General features: G+C 54.1%; 15 protein-coding genes and 1 pseudogene. 10 read left to right on the top strand and 6 right to left on the bottom strand.

Annotation, left to right across the window (positions count from 1 at the left end):
• Nucleotides 1-719: 719 nt before the first annotated feature.
• Together AC07ZE_RS06180 and AC07ZE_RS06175 are read right to left on the bottom strand one after the other, a co-directional pair.
• On the bottom strand, nt 720-1,532 hold the full coding sequence (locus AC07ZE_RS06180) for a TnsD family Tn7-like transposition protein (RefSeq protein ID WP_259331933.1): 813 nt from the start codon (nt 1,530-1,532) through the stop codon (nt 720-722).
• Nucleotides 1,533-1,640: 108 nt separating this feature from the next.
• Nucleotides 1,641-2,087: pseudogene (locus AC07ZE_RS06175) on the bottom strand (TniQ family protein); the annotation flags it as partial.
• Nucleotides 2,088-2,164: 77 nt separating this feature from the next.
• Here AC07ZE_RS06175 and AC07ZE_RS06170 point away from each other — a divergent pair.
• On the top strand, nt 2,165-3,049 hold the full coding sequence (locus AC07ZE_RS06170) for a hypothetical protein (RefSeq protein WP_207262399.1): 885 nt from the start codon (nt 2,165-2,167) through the stop codon (nt 3,047-3,049).
• On the opposite strand, the gene AC07ZE_RS06165 is transcribed toward AC07ZE_RS06170, so the two are convergent.
• Genes AC07ZE_RS06165 through AC07ZE_RS06150 form a run of 4 tightly spaced genes read right to left on the bottom strand, consistent with a single transcriptional unit; the run spans nt 3,040 to nt 8,350 of the window.
• The gene (locus AC07ZE_RS06165; RefSeq protein ID WP_207262397.1) at nt 3,040-3,741 is read right to left on the bottom strand and encodes a hypothetical protein; all 702 of its coding nucleotides are present in this window, start codon (nt 3,739-3,741) and stop codon (nt 3,040-3,042) included. The genes AC07ZE_RS06170 and AC07ZE_RS06165 overlap by 10 nt on opposite strands.
• A gap of 56 nt (nt 3,742-3,797) precedes the next feature.
• Entirely contained in the window at nt 3,798-5,351 is a 1,554-nt protein-coding gene (locus AC07ZE_RS06160) for an ATP-binding protein (protein ID WP_207262395.1), read from the bottom strand.
• Nucleotides 5,344-7,512 (bottom strand): TnsB C-terminal domain-containing protein, encoded by a 2,169-nt coding sequence (locus tag AC07ZE_RS06155; protein ID WP_207262393.1) that lies wholly within the window; start codon nt 7,510-7,512, stop codon nt 5,344-5,346. Before AC07ZE_RS06155 ends, AC07ZE_RS06160 begins: the two co-directional genes overlap by 8 nt.
• The gene (locus tag AC07ZE_RS06150; RefSeq protein WP_259332009.1) at nt 7,496-8,350 is read right to left on the bottom strand and encodes a TnsA endonuclease N-terminal domain-containing protein; all 855 of its coding nucleotides are present in this window, start codon (nt 8,348-8,350) and stop codon (nt 7,496-7,498) included. The genes AC07ZE_RS06155 and AC07ZE_RS06150 overlap by 17 nt, the downstream gene beginning before the upstream one ends.
• A gap of 231 nt (nt 8,351-8,581) precedes the next feature.
• Between AC07ZE_RS06150 and AC07ZE_RS06145 the strand changes: the two genes are divergently transcribed.
• From AC07ZE_RS06145 to AC07ZE_RS06105, 9 genes are all read left to right on the top strand, one after another.
• Nucleotides 8,582-9,496 (top strand): LysR family transcriptional regulator, encoded by a 915-nt coding sequence (locus AC07ZE_RS06145; protein WP_207262381.1) that lies wholly within the window; start codon nt 8,582-8,584, stop codon nt 9,494-9,496.
• Nucleotides 9,497-9,597: 101 nt separating this feature from the next.
• Nucleotides 9,598-11,085 carry a gamma-aminobutyraldehyde dehydrogenase gene (locus AC07ZE_RS06140; RefSeq protein ID WP_207262379.1) on the top strand — a complete coding sequence of 496 codons (1,488 nt, stop codon included), beginning with the start codon at nt 9,598-9,600 and terminating at the stop codon, nt 11,083-11,085.
• Between the two features lie 82 nt (nt 11,086-11,167).
• The gene (gene ydcS, locus AC07ZE_RS06135; RefSeq protein WP_207262377.1) at nt 11,168-12,319 is read left to right on the top strand and encodes a putative ABC transporter substrate-binding protein YdcS; all 1,152 of its coding nucleotides are present in this window, start codon (nt 11,168-11,170) and stop codon (nt 12,317-12,319) included.
• 216 nt (nt 12,320-12,535) lie between these two features.
• A complete protein-coding gene (locus AC07ZE_RS06130) occupies nt 12,536-13,573 on the top strand; it encodes an ABC transporter ATP-binding protein (protein ID WP_207262375.1) in 1,038 nt (345 codons plus the stop codon).
• 1 nt (nt 13,574) lies between these two features.
• Nucleotides 13,575-14,522 carry an ABC transporter permease gene (locus AC07ZE_RS06125; protein WP_095197140.1) on the top strand — a complete coding sequence of 316 codons (948 nt, stop codon included), beginning with the start codon at nt 13,575-13,577 and terminating at the stop codon, nt 14,520-14,522.
• The gene (locus AC07ZE_RS06120; protein ID WP_095197141.1) at nt 14,512-15,321 is read left to right on the top strand and encodes an ABC transporter permease; all 810 of its coding nucleotides are present in this window, start codon (nt 14,512-14,514) and stop codon (nt 15,319-15,321) included. Before AC07ZE_RS06125 ends, AC07ZE_RS06120 begins: the two co-directional genes overlap by 11 nt.
• A gap of 98 nt (nt 15,322-15,419) precedes the next feature.
• Nucleotides 15,420-16,844, top strand: coding sequence for a gamma-aminobutyraldehyde dehydrogenase (locus AC07ZE_RS06115; protein ID WP_207262373.1), 1,425 nt, complete (start codon nt 15,420-15,422; stop codon nt 16,842-16,844).
• A gap of 228 nt (nt 16,845-17,072) precedes the next feature.
• Nucleotides 17,073-18,557 (top strand): APC family permease, encoded by a 1,485-nt coding sequence (locus tag AC07ZE_RS06110; protein ID WP_207262371.1) that lies wholly within the window; start codon nt 17,073-17,075, stop codon nt 18,555-18,557.
• A 116-nt stretch (nt 18,558-18,673) separates the two neighbouring features.
• Nucleotides 18,674-18,904: a type II toxin-antitoxin system RelE/ParE family toxin gene (locus AC07ZE_RS06105; protein WP_207267768.1), complete on the top strand. Its 231-nt coding sequence runs from the start codon at nt 18,674-18,676 to the stop codon at nt 18,902-18,904.
• Nucleotides 18,905-18,915 lie beyond the last annotated feature (11 nt).

Raw genomic sequence — 18,915 nt, 5'->3', positions numbered from 1 at the left:
TGCTGGTTTCGCAGGCAACGCCCGTAGGTCTCAACTTTCGACGTATTCAGTGCGTTTTCACACAGCCTGGGTCGTTCTCAGCCGGTCATGGCCACGCAGTGTGATGATCAAATCCGTTGGAAATGATTGGTCAGGTCGAATGCAAATAGGTGGGCAAGTCTGTGCACTTATCCATTAAAGCAAGACCGCGTCAGCCCTAGCGATCATAATGCCGCAGTCATCCGGCTCGAAAGTCCCCTACCCTACACTCCTAGGGTCAGCACATAAGCTTGATACAAGGCATAAAAAAAGCCGCCAGAGAGGCGACAGCGACGAACAGAGACGTCTCTTTAACTCTCAAGCGCTAATGCGCATGCTTCCGCGGCCGCTGAGTATTGCCTGACCAAATGATCTTGGTCTGAGTATAAAGGGTCCTCCGAGGGCTTTTCTCATCTCATTGAAGAGCGGCGATCAATAGCTTCATCAGCTTGCTTTCAGAGTGCCTGCACATCTCCAAAAGCATGCAGCTCAAATGCATCCAAACCCAATTCTAAATGGGTTGAATTGCAAGTTGAGCTGAACTCCGATAAAGAATGCGCGAGGTCGAAAATGCTAAATCAAGTGTGAAACGGTATCCATAAAGTTTTCACTTCAACGTTCACGAAACCGGACTGTACTGTCAGCATTCTTAACGATGCAAAAATTTTGAGAGCAGATCGCGCCATTGGGTGAACCTTCGATCAGCGCCCGATTCCAGAAGCACAGGCATCTTTAAATTCCACAATCAACTGCTCTATTCGCGAGCGTTGGATGAAACGTATACCTGAGACTTTCATGATCGCGGCGGCAGTGATAGGCCTTCCGAGGCGAACAAACTGGTCGATGTGCCAACGAACCCTACGGGATTGGAAATCTTGGGTCGTTTCCACATAGCGACTAAGCACTTCAGCTGTTTTGGGCAAATGCTGCAAGCGTTTTCCTATCCGGCCTCCAACCGGCAACCGACGCTCGACCTCGACGCGAGAAATCCTAACGGGCGGCTGCTCTGACCTGATGCAATCTGCGATCAAGAGCACAGCATCACGCAACACCCTATCAATCGCGTCCCAATCCTCAACGCCTCCAAAGCAGGGACGACGGTAACCGGCGTCTGTAGCGTGATGTTCAGCTTCATAAAGGTTGATGATTCGCGATGTTGATAGTGTACGAGGGCTTCCAGCATGAGACAGGAAGACTTCCATCAAGGCGTGATCAAGTGGGTGGAAGCCTGATTTAGGCTGTCGGAGCATAGAGAGAATAGGGAAAAACCCATCTCTGCGCTCGCAAAAGCAGTCCTTCAGGTAGGGATATATTCCGCTATATACGTCACTCACCATAATGGCGAGCTTCTTATCGTCGACCATGGTAGTGCCTCTCATCAATCCCAAGGTTCGAATTTTGACCATGTAATCCGCAGCCCACTCGACGCGACTTTGATGACAGTCAGAGGCCTTCAAAAAGTCGGCTGAAATCCTAGCCAATTGCTGTGCTAACGGAATCACTTCCGGCGGCATGTCGCACACTAAGTGATCACGTGCTGGACATATAGCCATGTCTGCCGAGATAAAATCGAACCGTCCGAGCCTACATAAATCAACTGTGCTTAGGTAGAGTGGACACCCGTGATCGAGGCAAACTAGACTTCCAGGCAAATTATGTGCTCGTCGCCAGTATAACTCTCCGTAAGATGCACGCATAATTTCTAGGCATTTCGAGCAATAACGGAGTGCTTTTACTCTACCTATATTAGAAGTTGCAGAGCCTGCCCATATTAATAAACCTCTCTCTTCGCCACTGGCATACATTCGCCGACAGGACTCTGCCAGCGGAGCCTCTAGATGCCTTAGATAATAATTCAGTCCCGTATGATCATCAATGAGCGCATCAAGATCGCGCTGTGATGTTCCGTAGGTATTATAAGCTATGACATTTATACCACCGACCAGTTCAAAGTCGACAGGATGGAGTTTCCCGGCATATAACCACCGTTGAAACTGCACGGACGATAAACCACCTAAATGCGTCCGCAAACGTGCAAGAACGCTGTACAATGATTCATCCGGATACATCTCAGGAAAATATGCATACATTCTAGAGCCCTCACAACAACCGTACAATTATAGACGACGATTTCAGGAGCGAACGCATGCATAAACATAGAATATTTGAGCTGTTTTCCATGGAAGAACATGAGACGCACGATGAACTTTGGAGTAACTGCCTATTCAAAGTCCCGCGCTTTTTTGCTTCAAAAGGCAAGCTTGAAAGCACCCCAGATTTTAGCATTAAGACTAGCGACTCTGAATTGACCGGTGAGATCACTTACCACGGGTATGGAACGCAGAAAAACTCCAAGACAATTTTTCGCTACCCAGGAATTATGGAAGAAAATGTGGAAGATGCGCTAATACAACTAGCCTCCAAGCACTGCTACAATGACAACGGATTCATTTCAGTTTACTTCAGCCTCTACGAACTAAAAAACGAACTTAGCTCAACCAAGAAAACTTACTCAATTCGAGAGATACGCCTTGCACTGAATGTATTATTCGAAACAAGCGTGCAATTTCGCGGAACTTTTCAAGGCCAGCGATACGAAAATACCACTTATAAAGCTTTCGCACATCTATCAATTAGAGACTCGACAAGCGAATCGCGAGAAATCAAGTCTAGCGTGAAGTTTAGTAAGTTTACGTCCGCCCGCATCCTCTCAGGAGAGACAGAGCGTTTAAACTATCAAAAAGCCACAACAATGGGCGCACTTGCAAAACACATTTATAAATTCCTAGTCAGATTTCACAAAGAAATCACAAACCAAAAACTAGTATTGTCCGCCACTAATTTAATAAACTCTAGCCCAATCAAGCTTTCAGAGAGAAAGCCAGAGAACACAAGAATTATTAAAGACGCACTTACGCAACTGCATGATCACCAAATAATTGAAACATGGAGTTATGATTACTCTCAAAACAGCGATCAAATATCTTTAAGAATTATCAACGATAGTTTCATACGAGAGTCTCAAGCTTGAGAGACCACCCCAGCATAAGTATTAACAGAACTGGAATGCACGATTTCAGTAACAAAATGGACATCACCACGCTGTATGGATGAAATGGTCAGTGACAACTTTATAGGCGGCGGATTGAAAGATATTTTCTCGCACGAAGACAATTCTCCAATACTATCCCAAGCCCTGCGAACTTCATAATCAAATGCCAACCAAACATAGTGCTCAAGTCTCGTGACGTTCTGATGTTTTTTGGAAATCAAATTAGAAAATTCCGCACAGTATCGCCTCCCGTGTATTTCTAACTGTGGAGACAAAAGCAAGCAAAGCCCAGCGGGAGATATAACAACATCAGAAAGATAGGCATCGAGCGCAAAGAGCCCGCGGATTAACTCGGATTCTGGAATCAGATATAACTGGTGACCAATGGAGTACGCGAGGAGATCCTGTGAATACCGAGCCGGCATCGAGTACAATTCAGCTGGCACCCCACTAACTGGGACACGGGAAAAATCTGATGCATTAGATATCTCAACCGTGCTCAGCCCTCCTCGACTTACTCCCAAACGCTGGCCGTCCTTGTGCAGCGTTCCTATTATAATTCCAGAATACTCATTGAGTGGAGCAATGACCTCTTCATAAATTTGAGTTTTCGCTTTTCTGACAAGGAACTTTATCATCCAGCCAGTTGAATCTCTGATAACTCCAATCAACCAATGTATCTCGTAGCTGTAACCAGATAACAATAAGCTTTCCCACCTCCGATACATTACTCACCGACCTTAAAATCTATCAAGGGGCAGGAAATTACCCCCTGATCCTTGAGAGCGTGATATACCGATGGCAGTGCCCCAAAAGCGTTACGCAAATCACCCGCAACCTGAATTTCCTCCTGTTGCGCCTTCGGCTCATCCTGACCAAGGTTCTCAACGGTCATGCGCTTAGCTGTAATCGGCGTCGTAGAACTCGCCAAATTGCTCAATATGCTCTTTGCTTCTTCCTCTGAGACCCCCATCCTCATCAAAACTGCAAGTTTGTCGAGCTCTGGCGTGGGCGGATCAGCATACTCATTCGAACTCGAAGTGGCTGCAACCTGAGTGTATCGGGTTGATATATGCTCGTCAAAATCAAAAAGGTCATCATATTGGAAAATGGCCTCATAATCATTACGCCTTAGGGCATCAATCATTGGTTGAATCAGCTTGAACTCCTCGGACGCGACCCTCCTAATAAGTTCAGGAGTTATTTCTTCGCCTTGTGCTCGCGCCTCGCTAATACTTATGACTTTAAGTTGAGATAAAATCACAAGCTTTACCAAGACATCTAATATCCCCTGCGATTCGTCATATAGTGCTTCCTCAATTTCGGGTGATAGGGGCGTGTAAGTTTTAGTCCACTGATATTTCCACAGACGCTGAACTATATGTTTCCATTCGACATCGTAGGCGTAACGATCCCACTGTGCAGAACCAAAACCGGCCCCACGCCTGGCTTGACGAAAGTCTTTTTGGAGTATCGCTTTGGCGCTAAGCGTGCCAATTAAAACCACCGGCACGCCAATTGTATTCACCAGCGTTACCAGAAAATTCAGCAATTGGTCAGAGCCTGATGCATTAACAGATTTTTTGGATTTACGAAGGTGTTGTATTTCGTCTATTACGAGTAAGCCCAGCGCATGCAGATTTGCTACTTGGGCCATGTGAACCAGCATCTCATCCAGACTTTTACTCCCATACAGTCTGTCGTACTCAGTACCAAGTATCTTATCAATAGAGAAGAAGAAGTTTTTACAGAGTTGCTTTGGCGACCCCTGATGTGGGCAGTCTAATTTCAGCCACGGCACCTGTATGAGGCGGAATGGCTCCGAATGAGTAATTGTTTGAGGATATTGATGGAGAATTTTTTCAATTGCTCTCGACTTACCAACTCCAGAACACCCCACAACTGAAAAACTTGTAGCTGTATTCTCAACTACCAAAAAATTTTCCGCATACACATTCTTCTGAACTGTTCGCTTAAAATCATTCTGGAGATGTCTCACATAATCGTGAGTCAACGGATTGCGACCTATATAACCCTGACGCAAAATATAATCTAATCGTTCGGCCAACTCAACATGACGACTTACAGGCTCGAAAAACCGGGTCAACCGCAAAACGAAATGCTTTCGGTAGTGAGGAGGATAACCGCACTCGTCCTCAGAATACTCTGGCTTAAACTGTAGAGCACCAAATATCGCCTTCCGATCTTTTAACCGAGGTAACTTAGCGATGAATGGATTACTATCATACTCTGGAACCGCATAATAACGCTCATCACTCATCGCCGTCCTCCTCAAACCCTGAGAGCAATTCAGTAATGTTAGGTGAGGAATAATCCGGCTTATTAGGTTGGGAAAAATCCAGGACCTTTCCTGAGTCCAACCTAGTTTTATCACCTAACTTAAATGCTTCTGACAGCCGATTATGCTGCCTCTCCTCGGCCCGATTTTTCTGGATGGACTTTACAATCTCTCTGTCACTTACATTTCCTGCGGCGGCGACTGCTGCCTCCGTTTGCTCCGTGGCATTTTTAATAACATCTTGTATTCGCTTGTTTCGCGTAGAGTTTGCATCTGCGCGGTTCACTCGATTGTTTGCTGACTTTATTTTCAAATCTTCGAAAGATTGCCCAGACTCCCAGAATGAACCGGCCCTATAAGCACGGCTACGCTCACTAAGCGAGCACACAACAAACCCACCCGCTGCTTTTGGATAATGAAGATAAATAGTATCAGCAGACCTAGGATCGTAGGATATGGTAACCTTCCACTCACCTTTTTGACGGGCTCGGTCTAACCACTTATCTGATAAAACTTCCCGGCACACATAATACAGGTCAAAAATCTTAATACCGTGCACCGTCACCGTCGCTTGAGCTGTAGGCATCAGCGCAAATTTAACGGCTTCCGAAGGATAGGATCTCATTACCCCGCTTGCGTTCTGACATCCCCACTCCCACAGATCAATAGGGATGGCAGGAACGTCATCCCGAACCAGACCGACAGAGCGATCATACTCTTTGATATCATGGTTATTGTTATACGCCAGCACCGAAGTGATAACGATCTGAGTGAATTCATCCAAGTTTAGCTTCGCGTCTAAACGATGATCCCTTTCGCCTCGCTGCCTAGGCTGCGGCCGAACGTATCCTGGCGCATAGGGCTTGAAACTTAGCGGAATGGTGTCAAATTTTTTCTCTACAATACCTTTCCAATCGGCTCGATACGGGGCAGCGTTCTCAACAAACACATTAAAACTCTTTTCAAGCGTCTCAATGTTATGACTTGCAATCTCGCCCCGATCACCCAGCAACACAGCAGGCAGAGCCTGACATGGCCAATCAGCATGCTCGATCTGAATACCATATTTCGCGCAATACTCCACCTTATCCGATGCAGCATTAGCTAACGCCATCATCGCTGTGACCCACGATGGCCCCTCAATACCAACGTACAGCCCTACCACCATACGGCTGAAAACGTCTACCACAACGTATATCACAGGACGACCAATTACCTTTCTGCGATTAAGCTTTGAAACTATATAAACATCCGCTAATGTCGCATCGATTTGATATCTCGCCCCCGGCCCCCAAACCTCCGCGGCAGAAGTACCTGGTAACCCACGCATATCCTTATTGTACGCGTTATCACCAAGCCGTTTTCTCCGAATATCTAGGAGGTCAGCTTCTCGGCTCATCCAGTAATAGAACTGAGTGTAAGTAGGTGGCCCACTTTCTCGATACTGATTTTGAAGCAATACAATCTCTTCATCATTCTCATCTATAACGACATCTGAGAAAAAATCCTTGACCATGTCATCATAGGCTGCTGCAAGACTAAACTTTCCACCTAGCTGGGCAACTCTTCTCTGGATAGCTATCCTAAACAATTTCTTCAGGCTTTCATCCGTGTTCATTCCGGGAAGAGAACCAAATTGGACTGGACGCCCACGTTTCGCTGATGAGCTAGTAGCTATACGCTGTTTGCCTTTGCCACCCGAATTTCTATAATCAGGCAAGAGAGCGTTTATTGTCTGGCCTCTTGCCCAATACCTTCTCATCAACCGATAAAATCCGACGTGTGACATTGAGTTTTTCTTAGCCGCCTCGCTCACCAGTTTATGACGCTTCGTTTTGAGAAACACTGCAGGAACATCGTTAACAATGTCTTTAATGAGCAACCAATTGCTATCACGCTTGGACTTGGACTTATCACTAACATCCGTAGGATTGGCGATATTCAAAAGCGGATCAGAAATTATTTTAAGCTTACCTTCATTTATCTCTTCCAAGAGCACTTCCAGTTTGACCAGGACAGGAAACGCTTTAGGGTTAAAAATCTCAAAAGTTACAACATTATCACCCTTGTTTGAGATCCACAGAACTCGAATCCGACGTGAATCAAAGCATACGTATTCTAACACGTCATTGACGAATAACATTTGCAATCGCTCCGGCAGCATATTCACATCTATCAATAACAAAATGCTCAATCGGCAGATGCACATGCCATTCTTTGTTTAGATCAAACGAGATAACTTTATTTGCAGCCAAGTAACGAAAAACTGTTAATGCCTCTCCAACCTGAAAACCATGCTCAACTTCCAGATAATTAAAAAATTCTTTCAAAGTACAGTTGGATGTTTGCTGAAACTGACTTACAAATACAGATTCACGGTCCGCCCAATATCCTTCATAGGGGACAATTAGCCCATTTAGCGATCTCATCTCACTGAGAAATCTCAAATTTTTGACAAGTTCTTTTGGTATTTCGTTTTCAGTCACAATACCAAAGCTCACAGACTGAGAACTCCAGTAACGTCGCTCGATTTCTTGCTTTTCAAGTACCCGTTTTTTTTCAAGCTCTCCAGCAGGCTTCACGGATCTCGCGACCAACCATGTTTCGGATCCCTGCCGCATCGTGATGAGAAAATCGGTGGTAATTACAATTTCGTTGCCTGCCTTGGGCTCACGAGGATGCTTAACACCCATGCTGGCAGCAATTCGCTGCGTCTCTTCACGAGGTAGGGGGAATTGTTCTCGTATGTCGATCACTAGTGACGAGCGATCCAAGATCAGGAAAAGCCCAGTTTCGAGGTCGGAGAGGAGATGGTGGGTTCGTCCAGTGGTGCTACCAAGGGCTCGTGTTGATCGACCTGAGCTAGGAACATCTTGGATGGTCAGCCATGGAAGATAGTGAGCGCCCTCGCCGCGGCCCCTCCCCTCCTTAAGGAATTTCTGAATTTTTGCTTCATCAATCTCGTACCTGCGGCGCGCCATCACTCAACCTCAAACCACGGCGTGGGCTGCTTACCGGGGGCCTTCCAGGCCTCAGTCACGCCTTTACGTACATACTTTATTGCGAATGTACATACTTTATTATGAATGTACATACTTTATTAAAAACTTACATCAACTTGTCGTTTGAAACGTGCGGCTTGCAGCGGCTTTCAGAAATTTAGATATACACTCGAATAAATCGATAAAAACCGCCCACCGGTTACGCTCTCCATGATGACCTTGCGTCAGATCCGTCATTTCATTGCCGTGGCCGAGACCGGCTCAATCTCCGCCGCTGCGCAAACCGCGTTTATTTCCCAGTCCACCCTGACCCTGGCGATCCAGCAATTGGAGCAGGAAATCGGCGTTTGCCTGTTCAACCGCCATGCCAAGGGCATGACCCTGACCCACCAGGGTCATCAGTTCCTGCGCCAGGCACACCTGATTCTCGCCACGGTCGACAACGCCAAACGCAGCCTGCAACAGAGTACTGACCAGGTCGCCGGGCAGTTGATCGTCGGGGTGACCAGCCTGGTGGCCGGTTATTACCTGGCGGACTTGCTCACCCGTTTCCAGCGCGCCTACCCCAACGTCGAAATCCGCGTGATGGAGGACGAACGCCCTTACATCGAGCATTTGCTGGTCAGCGGCGAGATCGATGTCGGCGTACTGATTCTTTCCAACCTCGAAGACCGCCACGCCCTGCAGACCGAGGTATTGACCCATTCACCCCACCGACTGTGGCTGCCGGCCCAGCATCCATTACTGGAACACGACAGCATCAACCTCGCCGACGTGGCTCGCGAGCCGTTGATCCAGCTGAACGTCGATGAGATGGACCGCAACGCCCAGCGCATGTGGACGGCCGCCTTGCTGCAACCGCGCATCACCTTGCGCACTGCATCTACCGAGGCCGTGCGCAGCCTGGTGGCCGCCGGGCTGGGGGTGTCGATCCAGCCGGACATGACCTACCGTCCCTGGTCACTGGAGGGCGACATCATTGAAGCGCGGCCCATTGCCGATCTGAGCCAGACCCTTGATGTCGGCTTGGCCTGGCGTCGCGGCACCGCGCGCCCAGCGCTGGTGGACCCCTTCCTGACGGTCGCCCGTGAGCAGCCCCACGGCGGACGCAAGCCATCTATTTAATCGAACGCCACCTTCAGTATTTAGTATTTGTCGACAGCAGGACCGCGCACTAGTCTTGATCCATCTATAAGACGGCCGGCCACCCAGTCACAGGGAGCAGCATGGTCACACAAGAAAAGAGAACCCGAAAAATGGCTGGCGCGCAGACTCCGCTGTTTACCGCCTTGTTGATCGATGGTGAATTAGTCGCCGGTCAAGGCTTTGTCGAGCCGATCCTAAACCCGGCCACCGGCGAAATCCTGACGCAGATTGCCGAAGCCAGTAGCGAACAAGTCGAAGCCGCCATCAGCGCCGCCCACCGCGCCTTCACCCGTTGGTCGCGCACCACACCGCAACAGCGATCGAACCTCCTGCTGGGCATCGCCGATGCCATCGAAAAAAACGCCGACCTGCTCGCCCGCCTCGAAGCCCTGAACTGCGGCAAGCCGTTGCACCTGGCCCGTCAGGATGACCTGAGCGCCACGGTCGACGTATTCCGTTTCTTCGCCGGTGCCGTGCGTTGCCAGACCGGCCAGCTCAGCGGTGAATACCTGCCGGGGTACACCAGCATGGTGCGCCGCGATCCGATTGGCGTGGTGGCGTCGATTGCGCCATGGAACTACCCGATCATGATGGCCGCGTGGAAAATCGCCCCGGCCCTGGCCGCCGGCAACACTTTAGTGTTCAAGCCATCGGAGCACACACCACTGTCGATCCTGGCCCTCGCCCCGGCGCTGGCCGAGATCCTGCCACGCGGCGTGATCAACATTATCTGTGGAGGCGGTGAAGGGGTTGGCAGCCATTTGGTCAGCCATCCCAAAGTGCGCATGGTGTCGCTGACCGGCGATATCGTCACCGGCCAGAAAATCCTTCAGGCCGCGGCCAAAACCCTCAAGCGCACGCACCTTGAACTGGGCGGCAAAGCCCCGGTGATCGTCTGCAACGATGCCGACATCCAGGCCGTGGTCGAAGGCGTGCGCACCTATGGCTACTACAACGCTGGCCAGGACTGCACGGCGGCGTGCCGGATTTATGCACAGGCCGGGATTCACGACCGCCTGGTGGCCGAACTCGGCGCGGCGGTCAGCAGCCTGCGTTTCGCCGGCAAGCGCGATGCCGACAACGAAATCGGCCCGCTGATCAGCACCCGCCAACGTGACCGTGTGGCCAGCTTCGTCGAACGCGCCCTCGGCCAGCCGCACATCGAACGGGTAACCGGCGCAGCGGTGCATTCCGGCGCCGGGTTTTATTACCAGCCGACCTTGCTGGCCGGCTGCAAGCAGAGCGACGAAATCGTCCAGCGCGAAGTGTTCGGGCCGGTGGTGACCGTGACCCGTTTCGATGAACTGGAACAAGCGGTGGACTGGGCCAACGATTCGGAATACGGCCTGGCGTCCTCGGTCTGGACCCAGAACCTCGACAAGGCGATGCAAGTTGCCGCGCGCTTGCAATACGGCTGCACCTGGATCAACAGCCATTTCATGCTGGTCAGTGAAATGCCCCACGGCGGCCTCAAGCGTTCGGGCTACGGCAAAGACCTGTCCAGCGACTCACTCCAGGATTACAGCGTGGTGCGGCACATCATGGCGCGCCACGGACAGCATCTCTGACTACGCTAATAACAAGCCGCCAACGGCATGCTTCACCACGTTCACAACTGCCCCGACCATAATTAAAGAAGAGGGAAATTCCATGTTCGTGCACAAGACCGCACTGCTCAGTGCAATCACCACCGCGCTGCTGGCGAGCGCCACCCTCCAGGCCGCCGAGCCGCTCAAGGCTGTCGGCGCCGGCGAAGGTCAACTGGATATCGTGGCATGGCCCGGTTACATCGAACGTGGCGAAAGCGACAAGGCCTACGACTGGGTGACCGGTTTCGAGAAGGAAACCGGCTGCAAGGTGAATGTGAAAACGGCTGCCACTTCCGATGAGATGGTCAGCCTGATGGCCAAGGGGGGATACGACCTGGTGACAGCGTCCGGCGACGCGTCCCTGCGCCTGATCGTTGGCAAGCGTGTGCAGCCGATCAACACCGCGTTGATCCCGAACTGGAAAAACCTCGACCCACGCCTCAAGGATGCGCCGTGGTACGTGGTCAACAAGCAGACTTATGGCACCCCGTATCAGTGGGGTCCGAACGTGTTGATGTACAACACCAACGTGTTCAAGACCGCGCCGGACAGCTGGGGCGTGTTGTTCAATGCCGAAAACCTGCCGGATGGCAAACCGAACAAGGGCCGCGTGCAGGCTTATGACGGCCCGATCTACATCGCCGACGCGGCGCTGTACCTTAAATCCGCCAAGCCGGAACTGGGCATCCAGAACCCTTACGAACTGACCGAAGCTCAGTACAAGGCCGTGCTCGATCTGTTGCGTGCCCAGCAGCCACTGATCCACCGCTACTGGCATGACACTACCGTGCAAATGAGTGACTTCAAAAATGAAGGCGTGGTCGCGTCCGGCGCCTGGCCGTATCAGGTCAATGGCCTGGTGAACGAGAAGCAGCCGATCGCCTCGACCATCCCGAAGGAAGGCGCAACCGGGTGGGCCGACACCACCATGCTGCACACCGATGCCAAGCACCCCAACTGCGCCTATAAATGGATGGACTGGTCGCTGCAACCGAAGGTCCAGGGCGATGTAGCGGCATGGTTCGGTTCGTTGCCTGCAGTACCGGCGGCGTGCAAGGAAAGCGAGTTGCTGGGCGCCGAGGGCTGCAAGACCAACGGTTTCGACAACTTCGACAAGATCGCCTTCTGGAAAACCCCACAAGCTGAAGGCGGCAAATTCGTGCCCTACAGCCGCTGGACCCAGGACTACATCGCGATCATGGGCGGTCGCTAATTCGATCGCCCCTTGTGGGAGCGAGCCTGCTCGCGAAGAGGGCATCACAGTCAAATTGACGGCTGACTGATACACCGCCTTCGCGAGCAGGCTCGCTCCCACATTGGATCAGCGTCGTGCCGCTACCGCGCGCGGCCAACAGTTAAAAGATGTCGTTTTTTCAGAAGTCCAGGCAGGGCGGCTGCGACGGCCCTCGCCTTTTTGGAGCACCGCACCATGACGCTTGCAGTCCAGTTCACCAACGTTTCCCGGCAGTTCGGCGAAGTGAAAGCCGTTGACCGGGTTTCCATCGACATTCAGGACGGCGAGTTTTTCTCCATGCTGGGGCCTTCCGGCTCGGGCAAAACCACTTGTCTGCGCCTGATCGCCGGTTTCGAACAACCGAGCGCGGGCTCGATCCGGATTCATGGCGAGGAAGCCGCCGGGCTGCCGCCGTATCAGCGTGACGTGAACACCGTATTCCAGGATTACGCGTTGTTCCCGCACATGAACGTTCGCGACAACGTCGCCTACGGTTTGAAAGTCAAAGGCGTCGGCAAAGCCGAACGCTTGAAACGCGCCGAGGAAGCCCTCGACATGGTCGCCCTCGGTGGCTACGGCGAGCGCAAGCCGGTGCAACTCTCTGGCGGTCAGCGTCAGCGTGTGGCCCTGGCCCGTGCGCTGGTCAATCGGCCTCGCGTGCTGCTGCTCGACGAACCCCTCGGTGCGCTGGACCTCAAGCTGCGAGAGCAGATGCAAGGCGAATTGAAGAAACTGCAACGCCAGCTCGGCATCACCTTCATTTTCGTCACCCACGACCAGACCGAAGCGCTGTCGATGTCCGACCGTGTCGCCGTGTTCAACAAGGGCCGAATCGAACAGGTCGATTCGCCGCGCAACCTGTACATGAAACCGGCGACTACCTTTGTCGCTGAGTTTGTCGGCACCTCCAACGTGATTCGCGGCGACCTGGCCAAGCAGTTGAGCGGCAACCCACAACCGTTTTCGATTCGCCCCGAACACGTGCGTTTTGCCGAAGGCCCATTGGCCAGTCATGAAATCGAAGTCAGCGGTCTGCTGCACGACATCCAGTACCAGGGCAGTGCCACCCGTTACGAACTGAAGCTGGAAAACGGCCAGACCCTGAACATCAGCCAGGCCAACAATCAGTGGCTGGATGTCAGCGCCCAACATCAGACCGGACAGCGCATCAGCGCGCGCTGGGCCCGTGAAGCCATGGTCCCGCTGTTCGACACTGTTGCGGGCGGGGTGTGATATGAGCACGCTGGCCATCTCGCAAACCCCGTCCGGCGGCTCGCCGCTGCGCAGGTTTTCCAACCTGCTTTATCGCCGGCCGAACCTGTACCTGTCGATGCTGCTGGTGCCGCCGCTGTTATGGTTCGGCGCCATTTACCTGGGTTCGTTACTGACGCTGCTGTGGCAGGGCTTCTATACCTTCGACGACTTCACCATGGCGGTCACTCCCGACCTGACCCTGGCGAACTTCGCCGCACTGTTCCAGCCCTCGAACTTCGACATCATCCTGCGCACCCTGAGCATGGCCATCGTCGTGTCCATTGCCAGCGCCATTGTCGCGTTCCCGATCGCCTATTACATGGCGCGCTACACCACCGGCAAGACCAAGGCGTTTTTCTACATCGCGGTGATGATGCCGATGTGGGCCAGTTACATCGTCAAGGCCTATGCCTGGACCCTGCTGCTGGCCAAGGGTGGCGTGGCCCAGTGGTTCGTCCAGAACCTGGGGCTGGAACCGTTGTTGCAGTTCGTGCTGGGCATTCCGGGTGTTGGCGGCAGCACCTTGTCGACCTCGCACCTGGGGCGCTTCATGGTGTTCGTCTATATCTGGCTGCCGTTCATGATCCTGCCGATCCAGGCCTCGCTGGAACGCCTGCCACCGTCGCTGCTGCAAGCCTCGGCCGACCTTGGCGCCAAGCCGCGCCAGACCTTCATGCAGGTGATTCTGCCGCTGTCGATTCCCGGGATTGCCGCAGGTTCCATCTTCACCTTTTCGCTGACCCTCGGCGATTTCATTGTGCCGCAACTGGTGGGGCCACCGGGCTACTTCGTGGGCAGCATGGTGTATGCCCAGCAAGGCGCGATCGGGAATATGCCAATGGCCGCCGCCTTCACCCTGGTACCGATCGTGCTGATCGCCATCTACCTGTCCATCGTCAAACGACTGGGGGCCTTCGATGCACTCTGAGAAAGCTTCACTCGGCCTGAAAATCGCAGCCTGGGGCGGGCTGGTGTTCCTGCACTTCCCGATCCTGATCATCTTCCTGTACGCGTTCAACACCGAAGACGCGGCGTTCAGCTTTCCACCCAAGGGCTTCACCCTGAAGTGGATTGGCGTGGCGTTCTCGCGACCGGACGTGTTGGAAGCAATCAAGTTGTCGTTGCAGATTGCCGCCGTCGCGACCTTGATTGCCCTGGTCCTCGGTACCCTGGCTTCAGCGGCTTTGTACCGTCGGGACTTCTTCGGCAAGCAAGGTATCTCGCTGATGCTGATCCTGCCGATCGCCCTGCCGGGGATCATCACCGGGATCGCGCTGCTGGCAACCTTCAAGACGCTGGGCATCGAGCCCGGGATGTTCACCATCATCGTCGGCCACGCGACCTTTTGCGTGGTGATCGTCTACAACAACGTCATCGCCCGCTTGCGTCGCACCTCCCACAGCCTGATCGAGGCCTCGATGGACCTTGGCGCCGACGGTTGGCAGACCTTCCGCTACATCATCCTGCCCAACCTCGGCTCGGCGTTGCTGGCCGGTGGCATGCTCGCGTTCGCGCTGTCGTTCGACGAAATCATCGTCACCACTTTCACCGCCGGCCACGAGCGCACCCTGCCGTTGTGGCTGCTCAACCAACTGAGCCGTCCTCGGGACGTGCCGGTGACCAATGTCGTCGCGATGCTGGTGATGATCGTGACCATGCTGCCGATTCTCGGCGCCTATTACCTGACCCGTGGCGGTGAGAGCGTGGCAGGTAGCGGCGGCAAATAAATCAGAAACAGACAACCACTATCCCCTGTGGGAGCGGGCCTGCTCGCTCCCACAGGGGGCTGGTTTCAAAACAAGAAGTACTAGAAGAGGACAAAACCATGCAAACCCAACTTTTGATCAACGGCCAACTGCTCACCGGCGAAGGCCCCGCCCAACCGGTGTTCAACCCGGCGCTGGGCCGCGTGCTGGTGGAAATCAATGAAGCCAGCGAAGCTCAGGTCGACGCCGCCGTGCGCGCCGCCGATGCCGCATTCGACAGCTGGTCGCAGACTCCGCCTAAGGAGCGTTCGCTGCTGTTGCTCAAACTCGCCGACGCCATCGAAGCCCACGGCGAAGAGTTGGCCAAACTGGAGTCGGATAACTGTGGCAAGCCCTACAGCGCCGCGCTGAACGACGAGATCCCGGCGATTGCCGACGTCTTCCGCTTCTTCGCCGGCGCCAGCCGCTGCATGAGCGGTTCGGCCGGTGGTGAATACCTGCCCGGCCACACCTCGATGATCCGTCGCGACCCGGTGGGCGTGATCGCCTCCATCGCACCATGGAACTACCCGCTGATGATGGTCGCCTGGAAAATCGCTCCAGCCCTCGCCGCCGGTAATACCGTGGTGCTCAAGCCGTCGGAACAGACCCCGTTGACGGCGTTGCGTCTGGCCGAACTGGCGTCGGAGATTTTCCCGGCCGGCGTGCTCAACCTGGTGTTCGGCCGTGGTCCTACCGTCGGCAGCCCACTGGTCACTCACCCGAAAGTGCGCATGGTGTCGCTGACTGGTTCGATCGCCACCGGTTCGAACATCATTTCCAGCACCGCCGACAGCGTCAAACGCATGCACATGGAACTGGGTGGCAAGGCTCCGGTGATCATCTTCGACGACGCCGACATCGACGCCGCCGTGGAAGGCATCCGTACCTTCGGCTTCTATAACGCCGGCCAGGACTGCACCGCCGCCTGCCGTATCTATGCGCAGGAAGGCATCTACGAGAAGTTTGTCGAGAAGCTTGGTGCCGCGGTCAGCAGCATCAAGTACGGCTTGCAGGATGACCCGGCCACCGAACTGGGCCCGCTGATCACTGCGCAACACCGCGACCGCGTGGCCGGTTTCGTCGAGCGTGCCATAGCCCAGCCGCACATCCGCCTGATCACGGGCGGAAAAACGGTGGATGGCAACGGCTTCTTCTTCGAGCCGACGGTGCTGGCCGACGCTCAGCAGGATGACGAAATCGTCCGCCGCGAAGTGTTCGGGCCAGTGGTGTCGGTGACTAAATTCACCGATGAAGCCCAGGTACTGGGTTGGGCCAACGACTCCGACTACGGCCTGGCGTCCTCGGTGTGGACCGCCGACGTCGGCCGCGCCCATCGCCTGTCATCGCGGCTGCAGTACGGCTGCACCTGGGTCAACACCCACTTCATGCTGGTCAGCGAAATGCCCCATGGTGGTCAGAAACTGTCCGGCTACGGGAAGGACATGTCGATGTACGGCTTGGAGGACTACACCGTTGTGCGGCATGTGATGTTCAAGCACTAAAAAAAGCATCGCTGGCAAGCCAGCTCCCACAAGGGTCGCCACTGAACCTGTGGGAGCTGGCTGGCCAGCGAATGAGTCACCTCGGTTTCAAGGCAGAAACCGGCATTACGCACCACCAGGGCTCCACCCCAAAAAAGCTAAAACAATAACCACCGATCCGGGCGGCGCTCCCAAGGCCCCGCCACGGCATCGGCCATCCGAAATCTGCCGATTTTCCGGAGCAAACACATGAGTTCATCATCCGATCTCTCTGCCGTCGTTGCCGACAGCGATGCCGAGCAACTACGCAAACTGGGGTACACCTCCAACTTCAATCGCAGCATGAGCCTGTGGGAAAACTTCGCCCTGGGCTTTACCTATCTCTCACCGGTCGTAGGGGTTTATACCCTCTTCGGCCTGTGCCTTGCCGCTGGCGGACCACCGATGTTCTGGGCCTATCTGCTGGTCGGTTGCGGTCAGTTGCTGGTGTGCCTGATCTTCGGTGAAGTGGTCTCGCAGTTCCCGATTTCCGGTGGTGTGTACCCATGGGCCCGTCGCCTGGTGGGCAAGCGCTGGGCGTGGATGGTCGGCTGGATCTACTCCATCGCCCTGTGCGTGACCATCGCCGCCGTTGCCGTCGGCGCCGGTCCTTACCTCGCGGCGATGCTGGGTTTTGAACCGAGCAACAACACCAACATCGTCATCGCCCTGGTGCTGACCCTGTTCGCTACCCTGATCAACCTTAGCGGCACCAAGGTGCTGGCACGCATTGCCATGTTCGGTTTCCTTTGCGAACTGGTCGGCGCCGTGATTGTTGGCGTTTACCTGCTGGTTTTCGAGCGCCATCAGTCGATCAGCGTGCTGTTCAATACCTTCGACATCAGCATCAACGGCTCGTACCTGCCCGCCTTCCTCACCGCCTCGCTGGCCGGGATGTTCCTGTACTACGGCTTCGAAGCCTGCGGTGACGTGGCTGAAGAAACCCCGAACCCGAGCAAGAAAATCCCGGTGGCCATGCGCATGACCATCTACATCGGTGGGGTGGCGGCGATGTTCGCCTGCCTGGCGCTGATCCTCGCCGTGCCGGACATGCAAGCCGTGATCGACGGCACCGACAAAGACCCGGTCGGTACCATCCTCAACAATGCCTTCGGTCCGATCGGTTCGAAGATGGTGATGGCTGTGGTGATGATTTCCTTCATCTCTTGCGTCATCAGCCTGCAAGCGGCGGCAAGTCGTCTGCTGTATTCCTACGCGCGGGACGAAATGGTCATCGGCAGCCGACTGCTGAAAAAGATCTCGCCTCACACCCAGGTTCCCGTGGCCGCGCTGTTCGTGTCCGGCGTGCTGCCGGCGTTGATCATCATCCTCGGTTTCTTCCTGCAGGACGCGGTCGCCACCATCGTCAGCTTCGCTGCCATCGGCATCTACCTGGCGTTCCAGATGATCGTACTCGCGGCGTTGTATGCCCGCCTCAAAGGCTGGAAACCCAGCGGCCAATTCACCCTGGGCGCCTGGGGCTGGCCGGTGAACATCGGCGCGCTGGTCTACGGTGTCGGCGCAATCATCAACATGGCCTGGCCCCGGACCCCGGACGCCGCGTGGTACATCAACTACGCCATGGTCCTGAGCACCGCAATTGTCATTGGCCTGGGGCTGCTCTACATGTGGATCGCCAAGCCGTATGACCACGGGACTGCGCCTGCAGGGGATGCGTGGAAGATGAGCCGGTGACCTGAGTTGCCCCGGTGCCACATAGGTGCCGGGGCAATCTGGCCGTACAAGCAAATAAATACTCCGAGACAGTTCCCTCCCCCCCTGCCGGTGTATCCCCCCGCTAGAGTTGAGCAATATCGGGTGTCGTCAGCGCAGGTGCCGCCATCGAAATCATTTCAACGATATTGCAATCCTTCCAGCTGCCGGAGCAGTTTCCGGGCTCTGGCAGACCATCAGTAATGTCCGACATGCGAGAGCTAGAACTGGGTGGTTATCCATTCATTGCGCCCTATCGGTTTGTTCATGGCCAAATACAGGTATTGAGGGTGCTGCATCAACGTTCGGAACGTTCACAGGATTGGTAAACGGAGAACAT

The organism is Pseudomonas sp. GW101-3H06 (assembly GCF_059424605.1).
The sequence above is the reverse complement of the archived record's forward strand: the minus strand, read 5'-3'. Positions and strand labels throughout refer to the sequence as shown.